The sequence below is a fragment of the Enterobacteriaceae bacterium Kacie_13 genome (assembly GCA_013457415.1).
In the GTDB taxonomy this organism is placed as follows: domain Bacteria; phylum Pseudomonadota; class Gammaproteobacteria; order Enterobacterales; family Enterobacteriaceae; genus Rahnella.
In genome coordinates this window covers 490,252-506,855 of record CP045665.1, presented here as the reverse complement: position 1 = coordinate 506,855, position 16,604 = coordinate 490,252, and the positions used below count along the sequence as shown (strand labels likewise).

20 protein-coding genes are annotated in these 16,604 nt (G+C 52.8%); 5 read left to right on the top strand and 15 right to left on the bottom strand.

Annotated features, from left to right (window positions below):
• Positions 1–61: 61 nt before the first annotated feature.
• The 8 genes from nanA to zapE all read right to left on the bottom strand — a co-directional run bounded on the left by nanA (position 62) and on the right by zapE (position 5,912).
• Entirely contained in the window at positions 62–961 is a 900-nt protein-coding gene (gene nanA / locus GE278_02335; GenBank protein ID QLK59691.1) for an N-acetylneuraminate lyase, read from the bottom strand.
• A gap of 170 nt (positions 962–1,131) precedes the next feature.
• Entirely contained in the window at positions 1,132–1,923 is a 792-nt protein-coding gene (gene nanR / locus GE278_02330) for a transcriptional regulator NanR (GenBank protein QLK59690.1), read from the bottom strand.
• A 178-nt stretch (positions 1,924–2,101) separates the two neighbouring features.
• Positions 2,102–2,596, bottom strand: a complete 495-nt coding sequence (gene sspB / locus GE278_02325) for a ClpXP protease specificity-enhancing factor (GenBank protein ID QLK59689.1) — start codon at positions 2,594–2,596, stop codon at positions 2,102–2,104.
• A 3-nt stretch (positions 2,597–2,599) separates the two neighbouring features.
• Positions 2,600–3,241: a stringent starvation protein A gene (gene sspA / locus GE278_02320; GenBank protein QLK59688.1), complete on the bottom strand. Its 642-nt coding sequence runs from the start codon at positions 3,239–3,241 to the stop codon at positions 2,600–2,602.
• A 379-nt stretch (positions 3,242–3,620) separates the two neighbouring features.
• Positions 3,621–4,013 carry a 30S ribosomal protein S9 gene (gene rpsI, locus GE278_02315; GenBank protein QLK59687.1) on the bottom strand — a complete coding sequence of 131 codons (393 nt, stop codon included), beginning with the start codon at positions 4,011–4,013 and terminating at the stop codon, positions 3,621–3,623.
• A 16-nt stretch (positions 4,014–4,029) separates the two neighbouring features.
• On the bottom strand, positions 4,030–4,458 hold the full coding sequence (gene rplM / locus GE278_02310; GenBank protein QLK59686.1) for a 50S ribosomal protein L13: 429 nt from the start codon (positions 4,456–4,458) through the stop codon (positions 4,030–4,032).
• Between the two features lie 21 nt (positions 4,459–4,479).
• On the bottom strand, positions 4,480–4,686 hold the full coding sequence (locus GE278_02305) for a hypothetical protein (GenBank protein QLK59685.1): 207 nt from the start codon (positions 4,684–4,686) through the stop codon (positions 4,480–4,482).
• A gap of 89 nt (positions 4,687–4,775) precedes the next feature.
• On the bottom strand, positions 4,776–5,912 hold the full coding sequence (zapE, locus tag GE278_02300; GenBank protein QLK59684.1) for a cell division protein ZapE: 1,137 nt from the start codon (positions 5,910–5,912) through the stop codon (positions 4,776–4,778).
• Between the two features lie 285 nt (positions 5,913–6,197).
• Between zapE and GE278_02295 the strand changes: the two genes are divergently transcribed.
• The 3 genes from GE278_02295 (at position 6,198) to degS (ending at position 9,284) form a co-directional block, all read left to right on the top strand.
• Positions 6,198–6,599 carry a DUF1043 family protein gene (locus GE278_02295; protein ID QLK59683.1) on the top strand — a complete coding sequence of 134 codons (402 nt, stop codon included), beginning with the start codon at positions 6,198–6,200 and terminating at the stop codon, positions 6,597–6,599.
• Positions 6,600–6,761: 162 nt separating this feature from the next.
• On the top strand, positions 6,762–8,129 hold the full coding sequence (locus tag GE278_02290) for a Do family serine endopeptidase (GenBank protein ID QLK59682.1): 1,368 nt from the start codon (positions 6,762–6,764) through the stop codon (positions 8,127–8,129).
• Between the two features lie 87 nt (positions 8,130–8,216).
• Entirely contained in the window at positions 8,217–9,284 is a 1,068-nt protein-coding gene (degS, locus tag GE278_02285) for an outer membrane-stress sensor serine endopeptidase DegS (GenBank protein ID QLK59681.1), read from the top strand.
• 72 nt (positions 9,285–9,356) lie between these two features.
• Here the strand turns inward: degS and murA are convergent, their stop codons facing one another.
• The 7 genes from murA to mlaF form a co-directional block, all read right to left on the bottom strand.
• Entirely contained in the window at positions 9,357–10,616 is a 1,260-nt protein-coding gene (murA, locus tag GE278_02280) for a UDP-N-acetylglucosamine 1-carboxyvinyltransferase (protein QLK59680.1), read from the bottom strand.
• Positions 10,617–10,686: 70 nt separating this feature from the next.
• Positions 10,687–10,941, bottom strand: a complete 255-nt coding sequence (gene ibaG / locus GE278_02275; GenBank protein ID QLK59679.1) for a BolA family iron metabolism protein IbaG — start codon at positions 10,939–10,941, stop codon at positions 10,687–10,689.
• 174 nt (positions 10,942–11,115) lie between these two features.
• Entirely contained in the window at positions 11,116–11,433 is a 318-nt protein-coding gene (mlaB, locus tag GE278_02270) for a lipid asymmetry maintenance protein MlaB (GenBank protein QLK59678.1), read from the bottom strand.
• Positions 11,430–12,062: a phospholipid-binding protein MlaC gene (gene mlaC / locus GE278_02265; protein ID QLK59677.1), complete on the bottom strand. Its 633-nt coding sequence runs from the start codon at positions 12,060–12,062 to the stop codon at positions 11,430–11,432. Before mlaC ends, mlaB begins: the two co-directional genes overlap by 4 nt.
• Positions 12,063–12,103: 41 nt before the next feature.
• Positions 12,104–12,661: an outer membrane lipid asymmetry maintenance protein MlaD gene (mlaD, locus tag GE278_02260; GenBank protein QLK59676.1), complete on the bottom strand. Its 558-nt coding sequence runs from the start codon at positions 12,659–12,661 to the stop codon at positions 12,104–12,106.
• A 4-nt stretch (positions 12,662–12,665) separates the two neighbouring features.
• Entirely contained in the window at positions 12,666–13,448 is a 783-nt protein-coding gene (gene mlaE / locus GE278_02255) for a lipid asymmetry maintenance ABC transporter permease subunit MlaE (protein QLK59675.1), read from the bottom strand.
• Positions 13,449–13,463: 15 nt separating this feature from the next.
• Complete coding sequence (gene mlaF, locus GE278_02250) at positions 13,464–14,267, bottom strand: phospholipid ABC transporter ATP-binding protein MlaF (protein QLK59674.1); 804 nt, start codon at positions 14,265–14,267, stop codon at positions 13,464–13,466.
• Between the two features lie 337 nt (positions 14,268–14,604).
• Between mlaF and GE278_02245 the strand changes: the two genes are divergently transcribed.
• Entirely contained in the window at positions 14,605–15,582 is a 978-nt protein-coding gene (locus GE278_02245) for a calcium/sodium antiporter (protein ID QLK59673.1), read from the top strand.
• 19 nt (positions 15,583–15,601) lie between these two features.
• On the top strand, positions 15,602–16,588 hold the full coding sequence (kdsD, locus tag GE278_02240) for an arabinose-5-phosphate isomerase KdsD (protein ID QLK59672.1): 987 nt from the start codon (positions 15,602–15,604) through the stop codon (positions 16,586–16,588).
• The last annotated feature ends 16 nt before the right edge of the window (positions 16,589–16,604 follow it).

The window sequence follows — 16,604 nt, the reverse complement described above, 5'->3', positions numbered from 1 at the left end:
TAGGACTGATAGAGTATTGTTGATTCCGGACAAACCGGCATCAGGGAGCAGGGAGCAGGGATCAGAACGAGGTACGTTCTGCCTGAAGCTGCGCAGCCAGTGCCTTAAGCGCGGGCAGATAATGTTCATCCACCGGCCCAAAAGGTTTGCGACACAGCGGCTCGGCAACGATATCCATATAATGCAAAATCGTTTTCAGCCCGCGGAAGACACCCGCTTTAATCAGCAGATCGATGACCTTGTTGCACTCACTTTGCAGATGCATTGCGCGTCGCACATCCCCTTCCTGCACGGCTTGTTTGATAGCCATGTATCGCCAGCCCATCACGTTGTATGTGCTGCCAATTCCGCCATCCGCCCCCGCCAGCAGGCCGGAGGCAAAGATTTCGTCATAACCGTTATAGAGGACCAGATCTGGATGCGCACGGCGGATTTTCTCCATTTCGTACAGGTCACCGGAAGTTTGTTTGAGCGCACCAACGCCGGGCAGTGTGATCAGCGTATTAATTTGCTCCAGTGTCAGTTTCACGCCGCTGAGTGCGGGAATGTTATAGACCACCATAGGCAGGCCTTCGGCAGAATCCGTCACGGCACGGTAGTGATCACAATGTTCATTGAAGCTAAAAGGGTAGTAAAAAGGCGTGACTGCGGAGACAGCATCAAAGCCGTAACGGCAGGCGGCGGCAGCCAGAGTCTGACTTTCACGGGTGCTGATTGCACCGACATGCGCGATTAATGTCACCTTCCCTTTTGCTTCTTCCGCTACGATTTCCAGCACCTGTTCGCGCTCTTGTGAGCTTTGAAGGAAAGCTTCGCCCGTGGAGCCGCCGACATACAGGCCATCGATCCCCTGTTCGATATTGAAACGCACCAGACGGCGCAGGCTGTCGGTATCTACTTGCTGTTGCTGATTAAAAGGAGTGAGTAATGCCGGCATCACGCCCCGCAGATTCTGTTTCATAAACGCCTCATGGTTGTTGGTTTACAGGCACATCGATATACCTTTATACCTGTTATACCAGACCAAAAAACAAACACAATACAACTGAAGGCTCAGAATGTGATCTCTGCCATATGAAATAATTATGGTTGATCAGCGGTGATCAAGAAGAATGCGGGGAAGATCTCAGTTCAGACCAGTTTTGTCTTCAAGCCGTGCTTACGCGGTGCTGCGTAATAGGCCGCAAATACGCTTTTAAGATGCGCTTTAAGCGCAGCATCCGCAGCATCAGGATCACGCGAACGGATAGCGTTGAAGATTTCGATGTGCTGCTGATAGCTGACATTATTATGCGCATGCAATTCTTCCTGCGCTACAGCAGGACGCGCTGCAATCAGCCAGTCCAGCAAGGCTACATGCACGACCATGAAGATCGGGTTCGCCGGGATTTCAGCCAGTTCACGGTGGAATTCAATATCTGAGCGAATGAAAAGCTCGTTGTCATCAAGCGACTGGCTATTCATTTCCAGCGCTTTGCCCAGACGTTCAATCTGCTCGTCGGTAGCGCATTCAGCGGCGTACCGCACAAGGCTGGATTCGAAAAACATCCGCAGCTGTTCGAAATGGGCAATCCCTTCAGGACGCGCCAGAAAGTCTGTCGCCACACCTGAGAGCTCGCTGATGATGGTTTCAGCCGAAGGACGTGAAACGCGGGCGCGTTCACCGTTACTAATCTGCACCAACCCTTTGCGTTTAAGTGCAGCCAGTGCTTCACGCACGGAGGGACGTCCAACATTGAAAAAGGTCATCAGCTCACGTTCTGACGGCAGTTGTTCACCTTCAGCAAATTCGCGCCTGCGGATCATTTGCTCCAGTTCTTCTTCCACCATCTCTGAAAGCTTCTTGCGCGCGAGCGGACGGCGGCGCATTGCATGCCCGAAGGTGTCACTGGTTTCTGGCGGTTGTTCGTCGAATGTGCTCATAGCGTCGGGATCAGACCATTATTAATGGAACGTTTGCGAATGACTTTTTGAATGATAACACAGCAAATCTGCACTGGCGAAAGGAGAGCCCCGTGGGGTCTGGGCAATAAAAAACCCCGCGAACAACGCAGGGTTTCAGTCAGGCAGTAGTGCAAACCAGAATCAATCTGACGAACGATTACTTCACGACGCGTAATGCCGGGCGGCCACCGCGTGGCGGCGTTGGCGGCTCGTCATCCGGGCCTTCTTCACTCACATCAGGCAAATCACCGTCAATGACTGACATGGTCGGCTCAGAAGTCTCATCGTTGCTCAGGTTACCCGCAAAGGCACCTTCAGCTTCGTAAGCAGGCTCAGGCTCGAACATGGTACCGGCACCGTTCTCACGGGCGTAAATCGCCAGTACGGCAGCGATCGGCACGAATACGTTACGCGGCACACCGCCAAAACGGGCGTTGAAACGTACATCGTCATTACCCAGTTCAAGATTACCGACGGCGCGAGGTGCCACGTTCAGGACAATTTGTCCATCACGTGCAAACTCCATCGGAACCATGACGCCGGGCATCGTCACATCAACCACCAGGTGCGGGGTGAGCTGGTTATCGAGTAACCACTCATAAAAAGCCCGCAACAGGTAAGGCCGGCGCGGAGACATGTCGTTCATCTCCATACCTTAACCCCGTGTGTGCAAACGCATTTCGCGCTCGGGTTCGGTCAGGGAAGCCAGGAATGCATCACGTTCAAAGACGCGTGTCATATAGCCTTTCAGCTCTTTAGAGCCGGTGCCAGACAGCTCAATGCCCATCTCTGGCAAACGCCATAACAGCGGAGCTAGATAACAATCGACCAGGCTGAATTCTTCACTCTTGAAGTAAGGCATGTAAGAGAAGATCGGTGCGATGGCCAGCAACTCTTCGCGCAATTGCTTACGCGCTGCGTCGGCTTCGGCGGCGGTACCGTTCTCAATCTGACGCATCAGAGAATACCAGTCGTTTTCGATGCGGTGCATCATCAGACGGCTCTCGCCACGCGCTACCGGATAGACCGGCATCAATGGTGGATGCGGGAAACGCTCATCAAGATATTCCATGATGATACGGGATTCGAACAGCGTCAGCTCACGATCGACCAGCGTTGGGACGGTGCGATAAGGGTTGAGGTCAATAAGATCCTGGGGCAGGTGATCCATCTCAACCTGCTCAATCTCGACACTGACACCTTTTTCGGCCAGTACGATACGTACCTGATGGCTAAAAATGTCGGTCGGGCCGGAAAACAGCGTCATTACCGAACGTTTGTTGGCAGCGACAGCCATGAAAACCTCCAAGTTATCTAGAATTATACAGCGAATAGCCAACTGTCAGGCTGCTATCCTGAACAATCATTTTATCGCCAGCCTGCAGTTTTTGTTCCGTAGTTTCATAGACAACCGTTGGCAAGGCGAACCTAGCCAGGAAGCGCGGCAACGTCAACTGCTCGGCGAATAGGCACAAAAGTGTGTGATAGTTTACCAGATTTTACGCGTGCTGTGGGAACGGCGAGATGAATTCGTGGTGAATTGTGTATCTGAAAATCATTTAAGCCTGTTTTTGCAAGCCATAGCGGAATGACAGGCATAAAAAAACCCGGTATAGCACCGGGTTTTTGACGTTGATTTTCGTGCCGTAGCACTGTGCTGCATAAGCAGCAGAAAATTAACGCTTGGAGAACTGAGGACGACGACGTGCTTTACGCAGACCGACTTTCTTACGTTCAACCTGACGAGCATCGCGAGTAACGAAGCCTGCTTTACGCAGTTCGCCACGCAGATTTTCGTCATATTCCATCAGTGCACGGGTGATACCGTGACGGATAGCGCCAGCCTGACCAGAGATACCACCACCTTTAACAGTGATGTACAGGTCAAATTTAGTAACCATGTCGACCAGTTCCAGAGGTTGACGAACTACCATGCGGGCAGTTTCACGACCAAAGTACTGTTCCAGGCTACGCTGGTTGATTACGATGTTACCACTACCCGGTTTGATGAAAACACGAGCGGCGGAGCTTTTGCGGCGACCAGTGCCGTAGTATTGATTTTCAGCCATTGCCTATAATCCCGAATTAAATGTCAAGAACTTGCGGTTGTTGCGCCGCATGAGTGTGCTCGTTACCCGCGTAAACTTTCATTTTACGGTACATTGCACGACCCAACGGGCCCTTTGGCAACATGCCTTTAACCGCGAGCTCGATCACGCGTTCAGGACGGCGAGCGATCATCTCTTCAAAGGTCGCTTGCTTGATACCACCGATGTGGCCGGTGTGATGGTAATAGATCTTGTCGTTACGCTTGTTGCCGGTAACAGCAACTTTTTCTGCGTTCAGAACGATGATGTAATCACCAGTATCAACGTGCGGAGTGTATTCCGCTTTATGTTTGCCACGCAGACGGCGGGCCAGTTCAGTGGCCAGGCGACCTAAGGTCTTGCCGGTAGCGTCAACTACGAACCAGTCACGTTGTACGGTTTCCGGTTTAGCTGTAAAAGTTTTCATTAAAAGCTTACCCAATTAAAGTTACACGTTGGCGAACACCCGAACGCTTACTTGTTTATAAAATAAGTATTTGAGGTTCACACGACCATCGTCCAGCAAACCTACCCCTTCGAATAGCCAATGCTGGCACTTATAAAGTTTCGGGAAAAAAACTTTGTAGTAACGTGGGGTCGCAAGATTATAGAGAAGTCTCCCGCAAAGAGCGAACCCTTTTTGACGAAAAATCATAATTCCCTGAAGTCAGTCTGCCAGCCACCTTAACAGGATGCACCGTTTCTTTTTTATGCGATTTATCGCCTGTCTTTTAATCAACAGGATCAAGGAAGATGCGGTCGTTTCAGATATTCCTCGCTCTGCATCTCCTGCAGGCGCGAGAGGCAGCGCTGATATTCGAATTTCAGCCGCTCGCCCTGATATATTTCAAACATGGGCACCGCGGCAGAGATCACCAGCTTCACGTGACGTTCATAGAACTCATCCACCAGCGCCAGAAAACGCCGTGCTGCATTCTCGCTGTCCGCGCCCATTACCGGCACATTATGCAGCAACACACTGTGATAGATTTTCGACAGCGCGATGTAGTCGAGCTGGCTGCGCGCTTCTTCGCAAAGGGTATGAAATTCTACCGCCAGCACGCCGTCAACAGCGGCAATTGCCTGCATCGGGCGATGATTAACTTCCAGCACCGGTTTTGTATCGGCTGAGCCGCTGTGATTGCCGGTCAACTTGCCTAGCATTGAATACATGGCATCGGTCGTTTCCGCACCCGACGGTGAAAGCCACAGATTGGCCTGTGTGAGTGTGCGCAGTCGATAGTCAATACCCGCATCAACATTCAGCACGTCGCAGTATTCTTTAATCAGATCGATTGCCGGCAGGAAGCGCGCGCGTTGCAGCCCGTTGCGGTACAGCAGATCCGGCGGAATGTTAGACGTAGCGATAAGCGTGATACCACGGGCAAACAGCGCCTGTAACAATGTCGCCAGCAGCATGGCATCAGTGATATCAGAAACAAAGAACTCGTCGAAACACAGGACGTCGGTTTCGGCCTTGAAGCGATCGGCGATCACCTCCAGCGGATCTTCCTGCCCCTGTAACTGCGTCAGCTCTTCATGCACACGCAGCATAAAACGGTGAAAATGCAGGCGCAGCTTACGTTCACCCGGCAGACTGTGGAAAAACAAATCCATCAGCCAGGTCTTGCCTCGCCCTACTCCGCCCCACATATATAATCCCTGAACCGGACGCTGCGAGGTTTTTACCGGTGCTTTACTGAACAGGCGTCCGAACAGGCCGCCGCGGCTGGCGGGTTGAACAGGGGGTGCTGTGCTGGCACTCAGCGCCTGATAAATGGCATCAAGCTGGGCCACAGCCTGCTTCTGAACGGCGTCCGGCTGGAACTCTCCGGCATCAACAGCGTTCTGATAAAGGATAAGGGGTGATTTGGGTTGCATGTTAGTTAACGTCCCTGAGAAAAAATTTTAATGTTTTTCACGTCGTTTAGCCGCTTTTTTGCCGTCGGTTCGCTGCTTTTACCCTCAGTCTGCACGCGAAAAAAGCGCTGGACTGCGGTGATTGTGACGGCAGGATTCCACTCAGACAAGGTTAACGGTTATAGTGGAGCTATTGCATGACGAATGCGTGTGACAATAACGTTAAAACCATTGTGTAAAAAAGTTAAGTCATAAAAGTTACGTGAAAAAGCCCTGCGGGACAACGAAGTCAAAATAGGAGTCATTATGACCTGGGAGTATGCACTCATTGGATTAGTGGTCGGTATCGCAATTGGTGCGGTGGCGATGCGCTTTGGCAATCGTCAATTACGCGATCAGCAAGTGATGAAAAATGAGCTGGAGAAAAGCAAAGCAGAACTCGACGAATACCGTCAAGAACTGACCGGCCACTTTGCGCGCAGCGCCGAACTGCTCGATAACATGGCGACGGATTACCGCCAGCTTTATCAGCACATGGCGAAGAGCTCCAACAACCTGTTGCCGGACATGCCTGCACAGGATAATCCGTTTAACTACCGTCTGACCGGTTCTGAAGCCGACAATGATCAGGCACCGGTTCAGATGCCACGCGATTACTCTGATGGTGCATCGGGTCTGCTGCGCGGCGAACGTCCTGTCCGTAAATAACAGACGCGACATTGCCCGGCATCGGTGTTCATTGGCGCCGGGACAACTACGGGGCATGCCCTGCGCATGCACCGTCTCCAGGCCTGCCCCTTCCCGTGCTGTGAATCATCGTTCGATTGTCGATAAAAGACACCCATTACAGAAAGCGAGAGAGTTATCCTGATGAAGAAAAAGTCTTTTTTGCTCAGTGTCTTAGCTGTTAGTCTTGGATTAACCTTCGCTTCTACGCCAATGGCAAGTGCTGCTTTGCCGATGGCCGTTCAAGGGCAACCTCTGCCTAGTCTGGCGCCAATGCTTGAAAAAGTATTGCCCGCCGTGGTTAGCGTTCAGGTTTCAGGCACACAGCCGCCAAGTACGGACGTACCTCCCGAATTCAAATTTTTCTTTGGTCAGCAAGACCCGGAACCTAATCAGGGTGCGCAGCCGTTCGAAGGGCTGGGCTCAGGCGTCATCATTGATGCCGCCAAAGGCTATGTCCTCACCAACAACCATGTGGTGAACAATGCCGACAAAATTACCGTCCAGCTCAACGATGGTCGTGAATATAAAGCCAAACTGATTGGCAAAGACGACCAGTCAGACATTGCTGTGATCCAGCTGATTGACGCGAAAAACCTGACGCAAATCGCGATGGCTGATTCAGATGCCTTGCAGGTGGGTGATTTCGCCGTCGCGGTCGGAAATCCCTTCGGACTGGGGCAGACCGTCACGTCGGGGATTATTTCCGCACTCGGACGCAGCGGGCTGAATCTCGAAGGGCTGGAAAACTTTATTCAGACGGATGCTTCCATCAACCGTGGCAACTCCGGTGGCGCACTGCTGAATCTGAGAGGCGAGCTCATCGGGATCAACACCGCGATCCTCTCGTCTCAGGGTGGCAGCATCGGGATTGGTTTTGCTATCCCCGTAAACATGGCGAAAAACCTGAGCCACCAGTTGATTGAGTTCGGCGAAGTTAAACGTGGCCTGCTCGGGATCCGCGGAAGCGAAATGACCCCCGAACTGGCACAGGCGTTTAAACTGGACAGTCAGCGCGGCGCATTCGTCAATGAAGTGCTGCCCGACTCAGCGGCGGCCAAAGCGGGAATAAAATCCGGCGACGTATTAATTACGTTGCAGGGCAAAACTCTCAGCAGCTTCGCAGAGCTGCGCGCCAAAGTCGGTACTGCCGGACCTGGCGTGGTAATGCAAATTGGTTTACTGCGCGAAGGAAAGCCGATAACCATCAATGTCACGCTGGCCCAAAGCCCGGCGGTGGAAGTCAGCCTTGAGAAGATCAATCCGGCACTGCAAGGCGTGACGCTCAGCGATGTGGATGCAAAAACCGGTAAAGGTGTGAAGGTGGAAGACGTCAAAAAAGGCACACCGGCTGAACAGGTGGGTCTGGAGAAAGACGATGTGATCATCGGCATAAACCGTGAATCCACCGACAATCTGGCGGCGTTCCGCAAAATCCTTGAAACCAAACCGGACCTGATCGCTCTGAGCATTATGCGCAAAGGGCAAAATATGTACCTGCTGATGCCGTAAAGCGTTGAAAATCGGACGCAGGTGCTGCTGCGTCCGATTAACTCGTGCTATTCTTCAATCACTTTTCCTCTCGTACCCCATACACTCATGTTTGTTAAGCTATTGAGATCCGCTGTTATTGGTCTGATTGTTGCCGGTATTTTGCTGGCGGCGGTGCCTATGCTGCGTAAAAACATCACAGAACCGCTGTTTACACGTGATTTTACCCAAACCAGCGAAGAACCGGTCAGCTATAACTCAGGCGTACGCCACGCCGCGCCGGCGGTAGTTAACGTATATAACCGCAACATGGGTAACAGCTCGCAAAACGAATTACAGATCCGCACGCTGGGTTCCGGCGTGATCATGAATGACAACGGCTATATCCTCACCAACAAGCACGTGATCAACAATGCTGACCAGATTATTGTCGCGTTGCAGGATGGCCGGGTATTCGAAGCGCTGCTGGTCGGCTCCGATAGCCTGACCGATCTGGCCGTGCTGAAAATCAACGCCGGGAATTTGCCAGTCATCCCGATTAACCCGAACCGCAATCCGCACGTCGGCGACATCGTGATGGCGATCGGCAACCCGTACAATCTCGGGCAGACGGTGACACAAGGTATTATCAGCGCCACAGGCCGTATCGGCCTCAGCCCGTCCGGTCGTCAGAACTTCCTGCAAACCGATGCCTCGATCAACCAGGGTAACTCCGGCGGCGCGCTGGTCAATTCGCTCGGCGAGTTGGTAGGCATCAATACGTTGTCCTTTGACCAGAGCAACGACGGCGCGACGCCGGAGGGGATCGGCTTTGCCATCCCTACCGCACTGGCGACAAAAGTGATGGGTAAACTGATCCGCGACGGGCGCGTTATTCGTGGTTATATCGGGATCAGCGGCCGCGAAGTGTCACCACTGCACGGGCCGAACAGCGGGTTGGATCGCATTCAGGGTATCGTCGTGAACGAAGTGACAGCCAACGGTCCGGCCGCCAATGCCGGTATGCGGGTCAGCGACGTCATTGTTAACGTGAATAACAAACCAGCAGTTTCCGCTATCGAAACAATGGATCAGGTCGCTGAAGTGCGCCCCGGCACCGTCATCCCGGTGGAAATCATGCGCAACGGTGACAAACTGACATTGCAGGTCACCGTGCAGGAATATCCCGACCACTGATTCTAAACCGCACAAACGAAAAAGCCGGAAAGGTTTCCCCTTCCGGCTTTTTTATTGCGTCAGGCTTAAGAATTACTCGCCTTTGAAACGCTCAATTTTCGCACCCAGCTGACGCAGTTTATCTTCGATACGCTCATAGCCACGATCGATATGATAAATACGGTCAACCACGGTGACGCCTTCTGCGATACAACCCGCCAGAACCAGGCTGGCTGATGCGCGTAAATCGGTCGCCATCACCTGCGCGCCAGACAGCTTTTCAACGCCATGACAAATCAGCGTGCTGCCTTCGATTTCCGCGTGAGCACCCATACGAATAAGCTCAGGAATATGCATGAAGCGGTTTTCGAAGATAGTTTCGGTGATAACACCGGTGCCTTCTGCCACCAGATTCAGCAGGCTGAACTGCGCCTGCATATCGGTCGGGAAACCCGGATGAGGCGCAGTGCGGAAGGTGACCGCTTTAGCCCGTTTGCCGTGCATATCCAGGCTGACCCAGTCCTCGCCGACTTCCACGTCGCCGCCGGCTTCACGCAGTTTAGCCAACACGGCATCCAGCGTGTCAGGGCGCGCTTCGCGGCAGGTCACTTTGCCACCGGAAATCGCCGCCGCCACCAGGAAAGTCCCTGTTTCGATGCGGTCAGGGACCACGCGGTACACACCGCCACCCAGACGTGCAACGCCTTCGATGGTGATTTTATCCGTACCCGCGCCGGTAATTTTTGCGCCCAGCGTGTTGAGGAAATTGGCGGTATCAACAATTTCCGGCTCACGTGCGGCGTTTTCAATGATGGTAGTACCTTCAGCCAGTGTGGCAGCACTCATGATGGTAACGGTCGCGCCCACGCTGACTTTATCCATCACGATGTGCGCGCCTTTCAGGCGGCCATCGACAGAGGCTTTCACGTAGCCTTCTTCCAACACGATCGTCGCGCCCAACTGCTCCAGCCCGGTAATGTGCAGGTCCACAGGACGCGCGCCAATCGCACAGCCGCCCGGCAGGGAAACCTGACCACGCCCAAAACGCGCGACCAGAGGACCGAGTGCCCAGATCGAGGCACGCATGGTTTTCACCAGATCGTATGGCGCGCAAAATTCGTTCACACCGCTGGCATCCACGAACACAGAACCGTTGCGTTCAATTTTGGTGCCAAGCTGACCGAGCAGCTTGATGGTGGTATCAATATCTTTCAGGTGAGGAACGTTCTGAAGTTCAACCGGCTCCTCTGCGAGCAGTGCGGCAAACAAAATAGGAAGTGCGGCATTTTTTGCACCAGAGATGATGACTTCGCCGTTTAAGCGCGTCCCACCCTGTACACGGAATTTATCCATTATGACTGCTCTCTTGTATGAGGTTCAAATACGAGTCAAAGACGAGGAAGCTGCCGGAAGCCCGACAGTCTTATAACCCACTCAGTTTACGGTCACGCGCCCATTCTTCTGGGGTATACGCCTTGATAGACAGTGCGTGAATTCGATTGTCGGCGATGTATTCCATCAGCGGGGCGTAAACGGTCTGCTGTTTTTTCACGCGGCTCATGCCATCAAACATCGCACCAACGACAATGGCCTGAAAATGACTGCCATCGCCAGTAATGTGGGCTTCATCCAGTGCCAAAGCGTTCATCAGCACTTCTTTAATTTCATTCGTTTCCATAGGGATCTATTCTTCTGAAGGATCATAACAGCCCGGTATCTTATAGGGATCGGGGCAAATCTTAAACCACGAAAAAGCCCCTGAGGAAGAGTTTCGCACAGGGGCTTTGAGGTCTTTACGTTCGCAGTTCACGGCAAATTGGCTAACTTACCGTAACCACTCACTATTCTTTATTCACTGACCGGCCGCGTGAGCGAAGGAACCAGCAGGAATAATGTCCTGAAGGTTATACAGCGCAATCAGCGTACTCAACCGGTCGGTAACACCTTCAAGGGTCAGGGACCCTCCTTGCTGACTGGCTTCCTGACGCAAATGAACCAGCAACGCCAGACCGGAAGAATCCACACGAACCAGCCCGGAGACATCCAGACGCGTGACGCCGGCCAGCAGCGATTTACGCGCATCCCAGACCGGCAACAGCGTTTCGCGATCCAGGCAGCCCTGCAACGTCAGCAGCGGCGGCTGGCATTCCCAGCGCAGGGCATCACTCATTTTTGATCCAGAGTAATCGGTTGTGCAGCAGCCTGTTTCAAACGTGCAGTCAGACCATCAATCCCTTTCTGACGCAGGATATCCGCCCATTCATTTTGCTTGGTGGAAATCATGCTGACGCCTTCGGCAATCATGTCATATGCCTGCCACTCACCGGTACGGCTGTTTTTACGCCACTGGAAGTCCAGACGAACCGGAGGACGGCCGTTTGGATCGGTGATGGTCACGCGGATAGCTATGATGTCTTTGTCGGCGTAAGACTGTTCAGGCTGAACCTGATAGCTCTGACCGTTGTACAGCGCCAGCGCCTGGCCATAAGCCTGCTGCAGGTAATCGCTGAACGCCGCGAAGTAGGCTTCACGCTGCGCAGGAGTAGCCTGCTGGTAATAACGACCTAACACCAGCGCACCGGCATATTTGATTTGCACATACGGCAGAAGCTCGTCGCGCACGACCTGACGCAGATAGTTGGGATCCTGCTTAATTTTCGGCTGCTCGTTTTTAAGACGGGTGAAAGTCCTGTTCGCTGCTTCATTCATCACGCTGTAGGGATTGGTTTTATCCACAGCGGCATTGGCTATCGGAGCCATCACCACCAGCAGCGCAGCAATTACTAAACGTTTAAACATTCTAACTTCCTCTTTATTGGAGAATCCACGATGCCAAATGCTTACTGCGCAGCCGGTTGTGGCGCGGTATTAGCATCAGGTGCAGGTGTGGCATTTGCAGCAGGTGCCTCGCCCACATCAGGGTCGGCCTTTCCATCACCGCTCTTGTAAAGGAACTGACCTATCAGGTCTTCAAGAACCAGCGCTGATTTGGTGTCCTGAATGACGCCTCCCTCTTTAAGGATAGTCGTTCCCATCTCAGGATCTTCAAAACCAATGTTCAGTGCCAGGAATTGTTCGCCCAGTAAACCGGAGGTACGGATCGCCAGCGTACTGGTGCTTGGGATCTGGTTGTACTTCTGGTCAATATTCATTTCGACACGCGGAGAATAATTTTTATCCAACGTGATGCTACTGACACGACCGATCACTACGCCGCCCACTTTCACCGGTGAACCGCTTTTAAGGCCACCGATATTGTCGAAGTCCGCAGAAATACGGTAAGTGGGTTCCGAACCGATGGAGCGGATATCAGCGACTTTCAGACACAGGAAGACCACCGCAATCAATGCGATAATCATAAATGCGCCAACCCAGATTTCACTCTTTTTCGTTTGCATGGTTTTAATTTCCAAACATCAGTGCTGTCAGCACAAAATCTAATCCCAGCACCGCCAGTGACGAATGCACCACAGTACGTGTCGTTGCCCGGCTGATCCCTTCGGACGTCGGGATCGCATCATAGCCATTGAACAGCGCAATCCAGGTCACAGTGATCGCGAAAACAAGGCTTTTAATCAGGCAGTTAAGCAAGTCAGTCCGCCAGTCTACCGCGGTTTGCATCGCTGACCAGAAGAAACCGCTGTCGATACCTTTCCAGTCCACGCCGACCAGCGATCCGCCCCAGATCCCAACAGCGACAAATATTGCCGTCAGCAAAGGCATGGAAATCAGACCGGCCCAGAAACGCGGTGCCACAACGCGGCGCAGCGGATCGATCGCCATCATTTCCAGACTGGAGATTTGCTCCGTCGCTTTCATCAGGCCCAGCTCTGCGGTTAAGGCAGAACCGGCACGACCGGCAAACAGTAAGGCGGTCACCACAGGGCCAAGCTCGCGCAGCAAAGAAAGCGCGACCATCATGCCCAGGCTGGCTTCAGCACTGTAGGTGGTTAAAATCAGATAGCCCTGTAGCCCTAGCACCATGCCAATAAACAGGCCGGACACCAGGATGATCAACAGGGAAAGTACGCCAACGCTGTAGAGTTGCTTGATGAGCAACGGCCACTGCTTGGCGAATTGTGGCTTACCGACCAGTGCCCGAAAGAGCATCAGACCCGCACGGCCAAAAGAGACGCAGGTTTGTATCCCGCGACGCCCAACTGAGGCTAGCGCCTTAGTAAACATAAATAGGAAACTCCATTATCCGAGCAACTCGGCTTTGTAATCACCGGCCGGGAAACGGAAAGGCACCGGTCCATCGGCAATGCCGTCAAGGAACTGACGAACGCGCGGATCAGGATTGTTTTGTAGCTCCTCAGGCGTTCCTTCAGCAATGACATGTTGTGCAGCCACGATATAGGCGTAATCCGCAATGCTCAGTACTTCGGGCACGTCGTGAGACACCACGATACAGGTGACGCCAAGCGCATGGTTCAGCTCATCAATCAGTTTAACCAGCACGCCCATAGTGATGGGATCTTGCCCGACGAACGGCTCATCGAACATGATAAGTTCCGGGTCAAGCGCAATAGCACGCGCCAGTGCGACGCGTCTGGCCATTCCGCCGGATAATTCAGCAGGCATCAGTTCACCAGCACCGCGCAAACCCACCGCTTCCAGCTTCATGGTCACCGTGCTGCGCAGTAAGGCTTCGGGCAATTTACTGTGTTCGCGCAGCGGAAACGCCACATTCTCGAACACATTGAGGTCAGTAAACAATGCACCGGACTGAAACAACATGCTCATTTTCTTACGGGACTCATACAGCTTGCGGCGCGAAAGAGTCGGAATGTTGTCCCCGTCGAACCAGATTTCACCGCTGTCCGGCGTCAGCTGACCGCCAATCAGGCGCAGCAACGTCGTTTTACCGATCCCTGAAGGCCCCATAATGGCGGTGATTTTGCCTCGCGGCACCGTCATGTTTATCTCTTCGAAAATGGGACGATCGCCGCGCACGAAGCTCATGCCCTTGATCTCAACCAGATTCGACTCGCTTTGACTCATTCGTTTATCCCTTCGGAATGCCTTTGCTAAAGACGACTTCCGCTTAAATTACTTTCGCTAAGAATACGTCTGGCCCGCAAGCCGTGTTGTATAACGTTGGTATTTTTACAAAAACTTACCCCAGTTTCGTTACCAAAGTTGCCATCGATTTACTTTTCCGCCACAGACGGTCAAAATCAACCAATTACCAGTTTAAGATAAAAGCCTTCATCGTCTAACATACCGGGAACTGCTGGCGCACTTTTCAGACAAAATATTGCACCTGCTTATGTTGACGAAGGAATCGCCTGCCCGTTTGGGCAACGAACCTCGCATTATACCCAAGAAAGGATGTTTCATGCTTCTCGCTATCGTACTGATGATTGTCGGCCTCTTACTTCTTGTGTATGCCGCCGATCGTCTGGTGTACGGAGCCGCAGTATTAGCACGTTCGATGGGTATGCCACCGCTTATCATCGGGATGACCGTCGTCGGCGTCGGGATTTCCCTTCCTGAACTGGTCGTTTCCACTACTGCCGCCATGAATGATCAAATGGATTTGGCGGTCGGAAACGCAATTGGTTCCAATATCATTAATATTCTTCTGATTTTGGGCGGTGCGGCCCTGATTCATCCACTTTCCGTGCGTTCTGATATATTACGCCGCGAACTCCCTCTATTGTTACTGGTCACAGGGCTCTGCGGTTTTCTGCTCAGTGACGGAGAACTCAGCCGCGTTGATGGTGTTTTGCTGCTGGCCAGCGCCGCAGCCTTTATGATGCTGGTGATTAAAATCGCCCGCGCGGCCGAAAAAGAAGGGCTCGATACGCTGACCTATGAGCAGATGTCCGAACTGCCCTCCGACAGCAGTAACACCGTGGCGTTTTTGTGGCTGGCACTGGGCTTTATCATTATGCCGCTGGCATCAGGAATGATTGTCGATAACAGTACCGTAATTGCCCGTTATTTTGGCGTCAGCGAGCTGGTGATTGGCCTGACGGTGATTGCCATCGGAACCAGCCTGCCGGAACTGGCGACGTTTATTGCCGGTGCTCTCAAAGGTGAAGACGACATTGCGCTGGGTAACATTATCGGCGCGAATATCTTTAATACCTGTCTGGTGCTGGGATTACCCGCGCTGGTGGCACCAGGCTCGTTCAACCCGGATGCGTTTCATCGCGATTACTGGGTCATGCTGGCGGTCAGTATAGTACTTACCGGGCTGTGCCTGATGCGAAAACACCGTATCGGTCATTTAGCCGGTGCACTGTTACTCTGTGGATTTATCGCCTATATGGCAGTGCTGTTCCTTCAACCGGACGGCATTGGCCTCTGAACTCTGTCAGGAATTGACTATGGCTAACGATATCCTCGCCTCCGACTTTGATTTCCAGGCTGTCGGACGTGAAGTGCTGAAAACAGAACGTGAAGGACTTGAGCAGTTAGATCAATACATCAACGGGGATTTCACCCGTGCCTGTGAGAAGATTTTCGCCTGCACCGGTAAAGTCGTGGTGATGGGAATGGGTAAATCAGGCCATATCGGACGTAAGATGGCTGCCACCTTCGCCAGTACGGGTACCCCGGCATTCTTTGTCCATCCGGGGGAAGCCAGCCACGGCGATCTCGGTATGGTGTCCAAACAGGACGTCGTGATCCTGATTTCCAACTCCGGCGAAGCGAATGAAATTCTCTCGCTAATCCCGGTATTAAAGCGTTTAGCTATTACGCTTATCTGCATGACCGCGAACCCCGAAAGTACCATGGGGAAAGCAGCCGACGTGCATCTTTGCGTGCGGGTGCCTAAAGAGGCCTGCCCGCTCGGCTTAGCGCCAACCAGCAGCACCACGGCAGTATTGGTGATGGGCGATGCCCTTGCCGTTGCGCTGCTTGAAGCACGCGGTTTTACGCCGGAAGATTTCGCCCTGTCGCATCCCGGCGGAGCACTGGGTCGCAAACTCCTGCTGCGCGTCAGCGATATCATGCACTCAGGTGATGAAATTCCGCACGTCAGCCGCGATGCGTCTTTACGTGATGCCCTGCTGGAAATCACCCGTAAGAATCTGGGAATGACTGTCATCTGTGACGACCTGATGAAAATTCAGGGTATCTTCACCGACGGTGATTTACGCCGGATTTTCGACATGGGCGTCAATATCAACACGGCGTCCATTGCGGATGTGATGACCACCGGCGGCGTTCGCGTGCGTCCTTCCCTGCTGGCTGTCGATGCGCTGAATTTAATGCAGGAAAAACACATTACCTGTGTGATGGTTGCTGATGGTGACCAGTTGTTGGGTGTGTTACATATGCACGACATGCTACGCGCTGGCGTAGTTTAATTGAGGAATGCCCTGA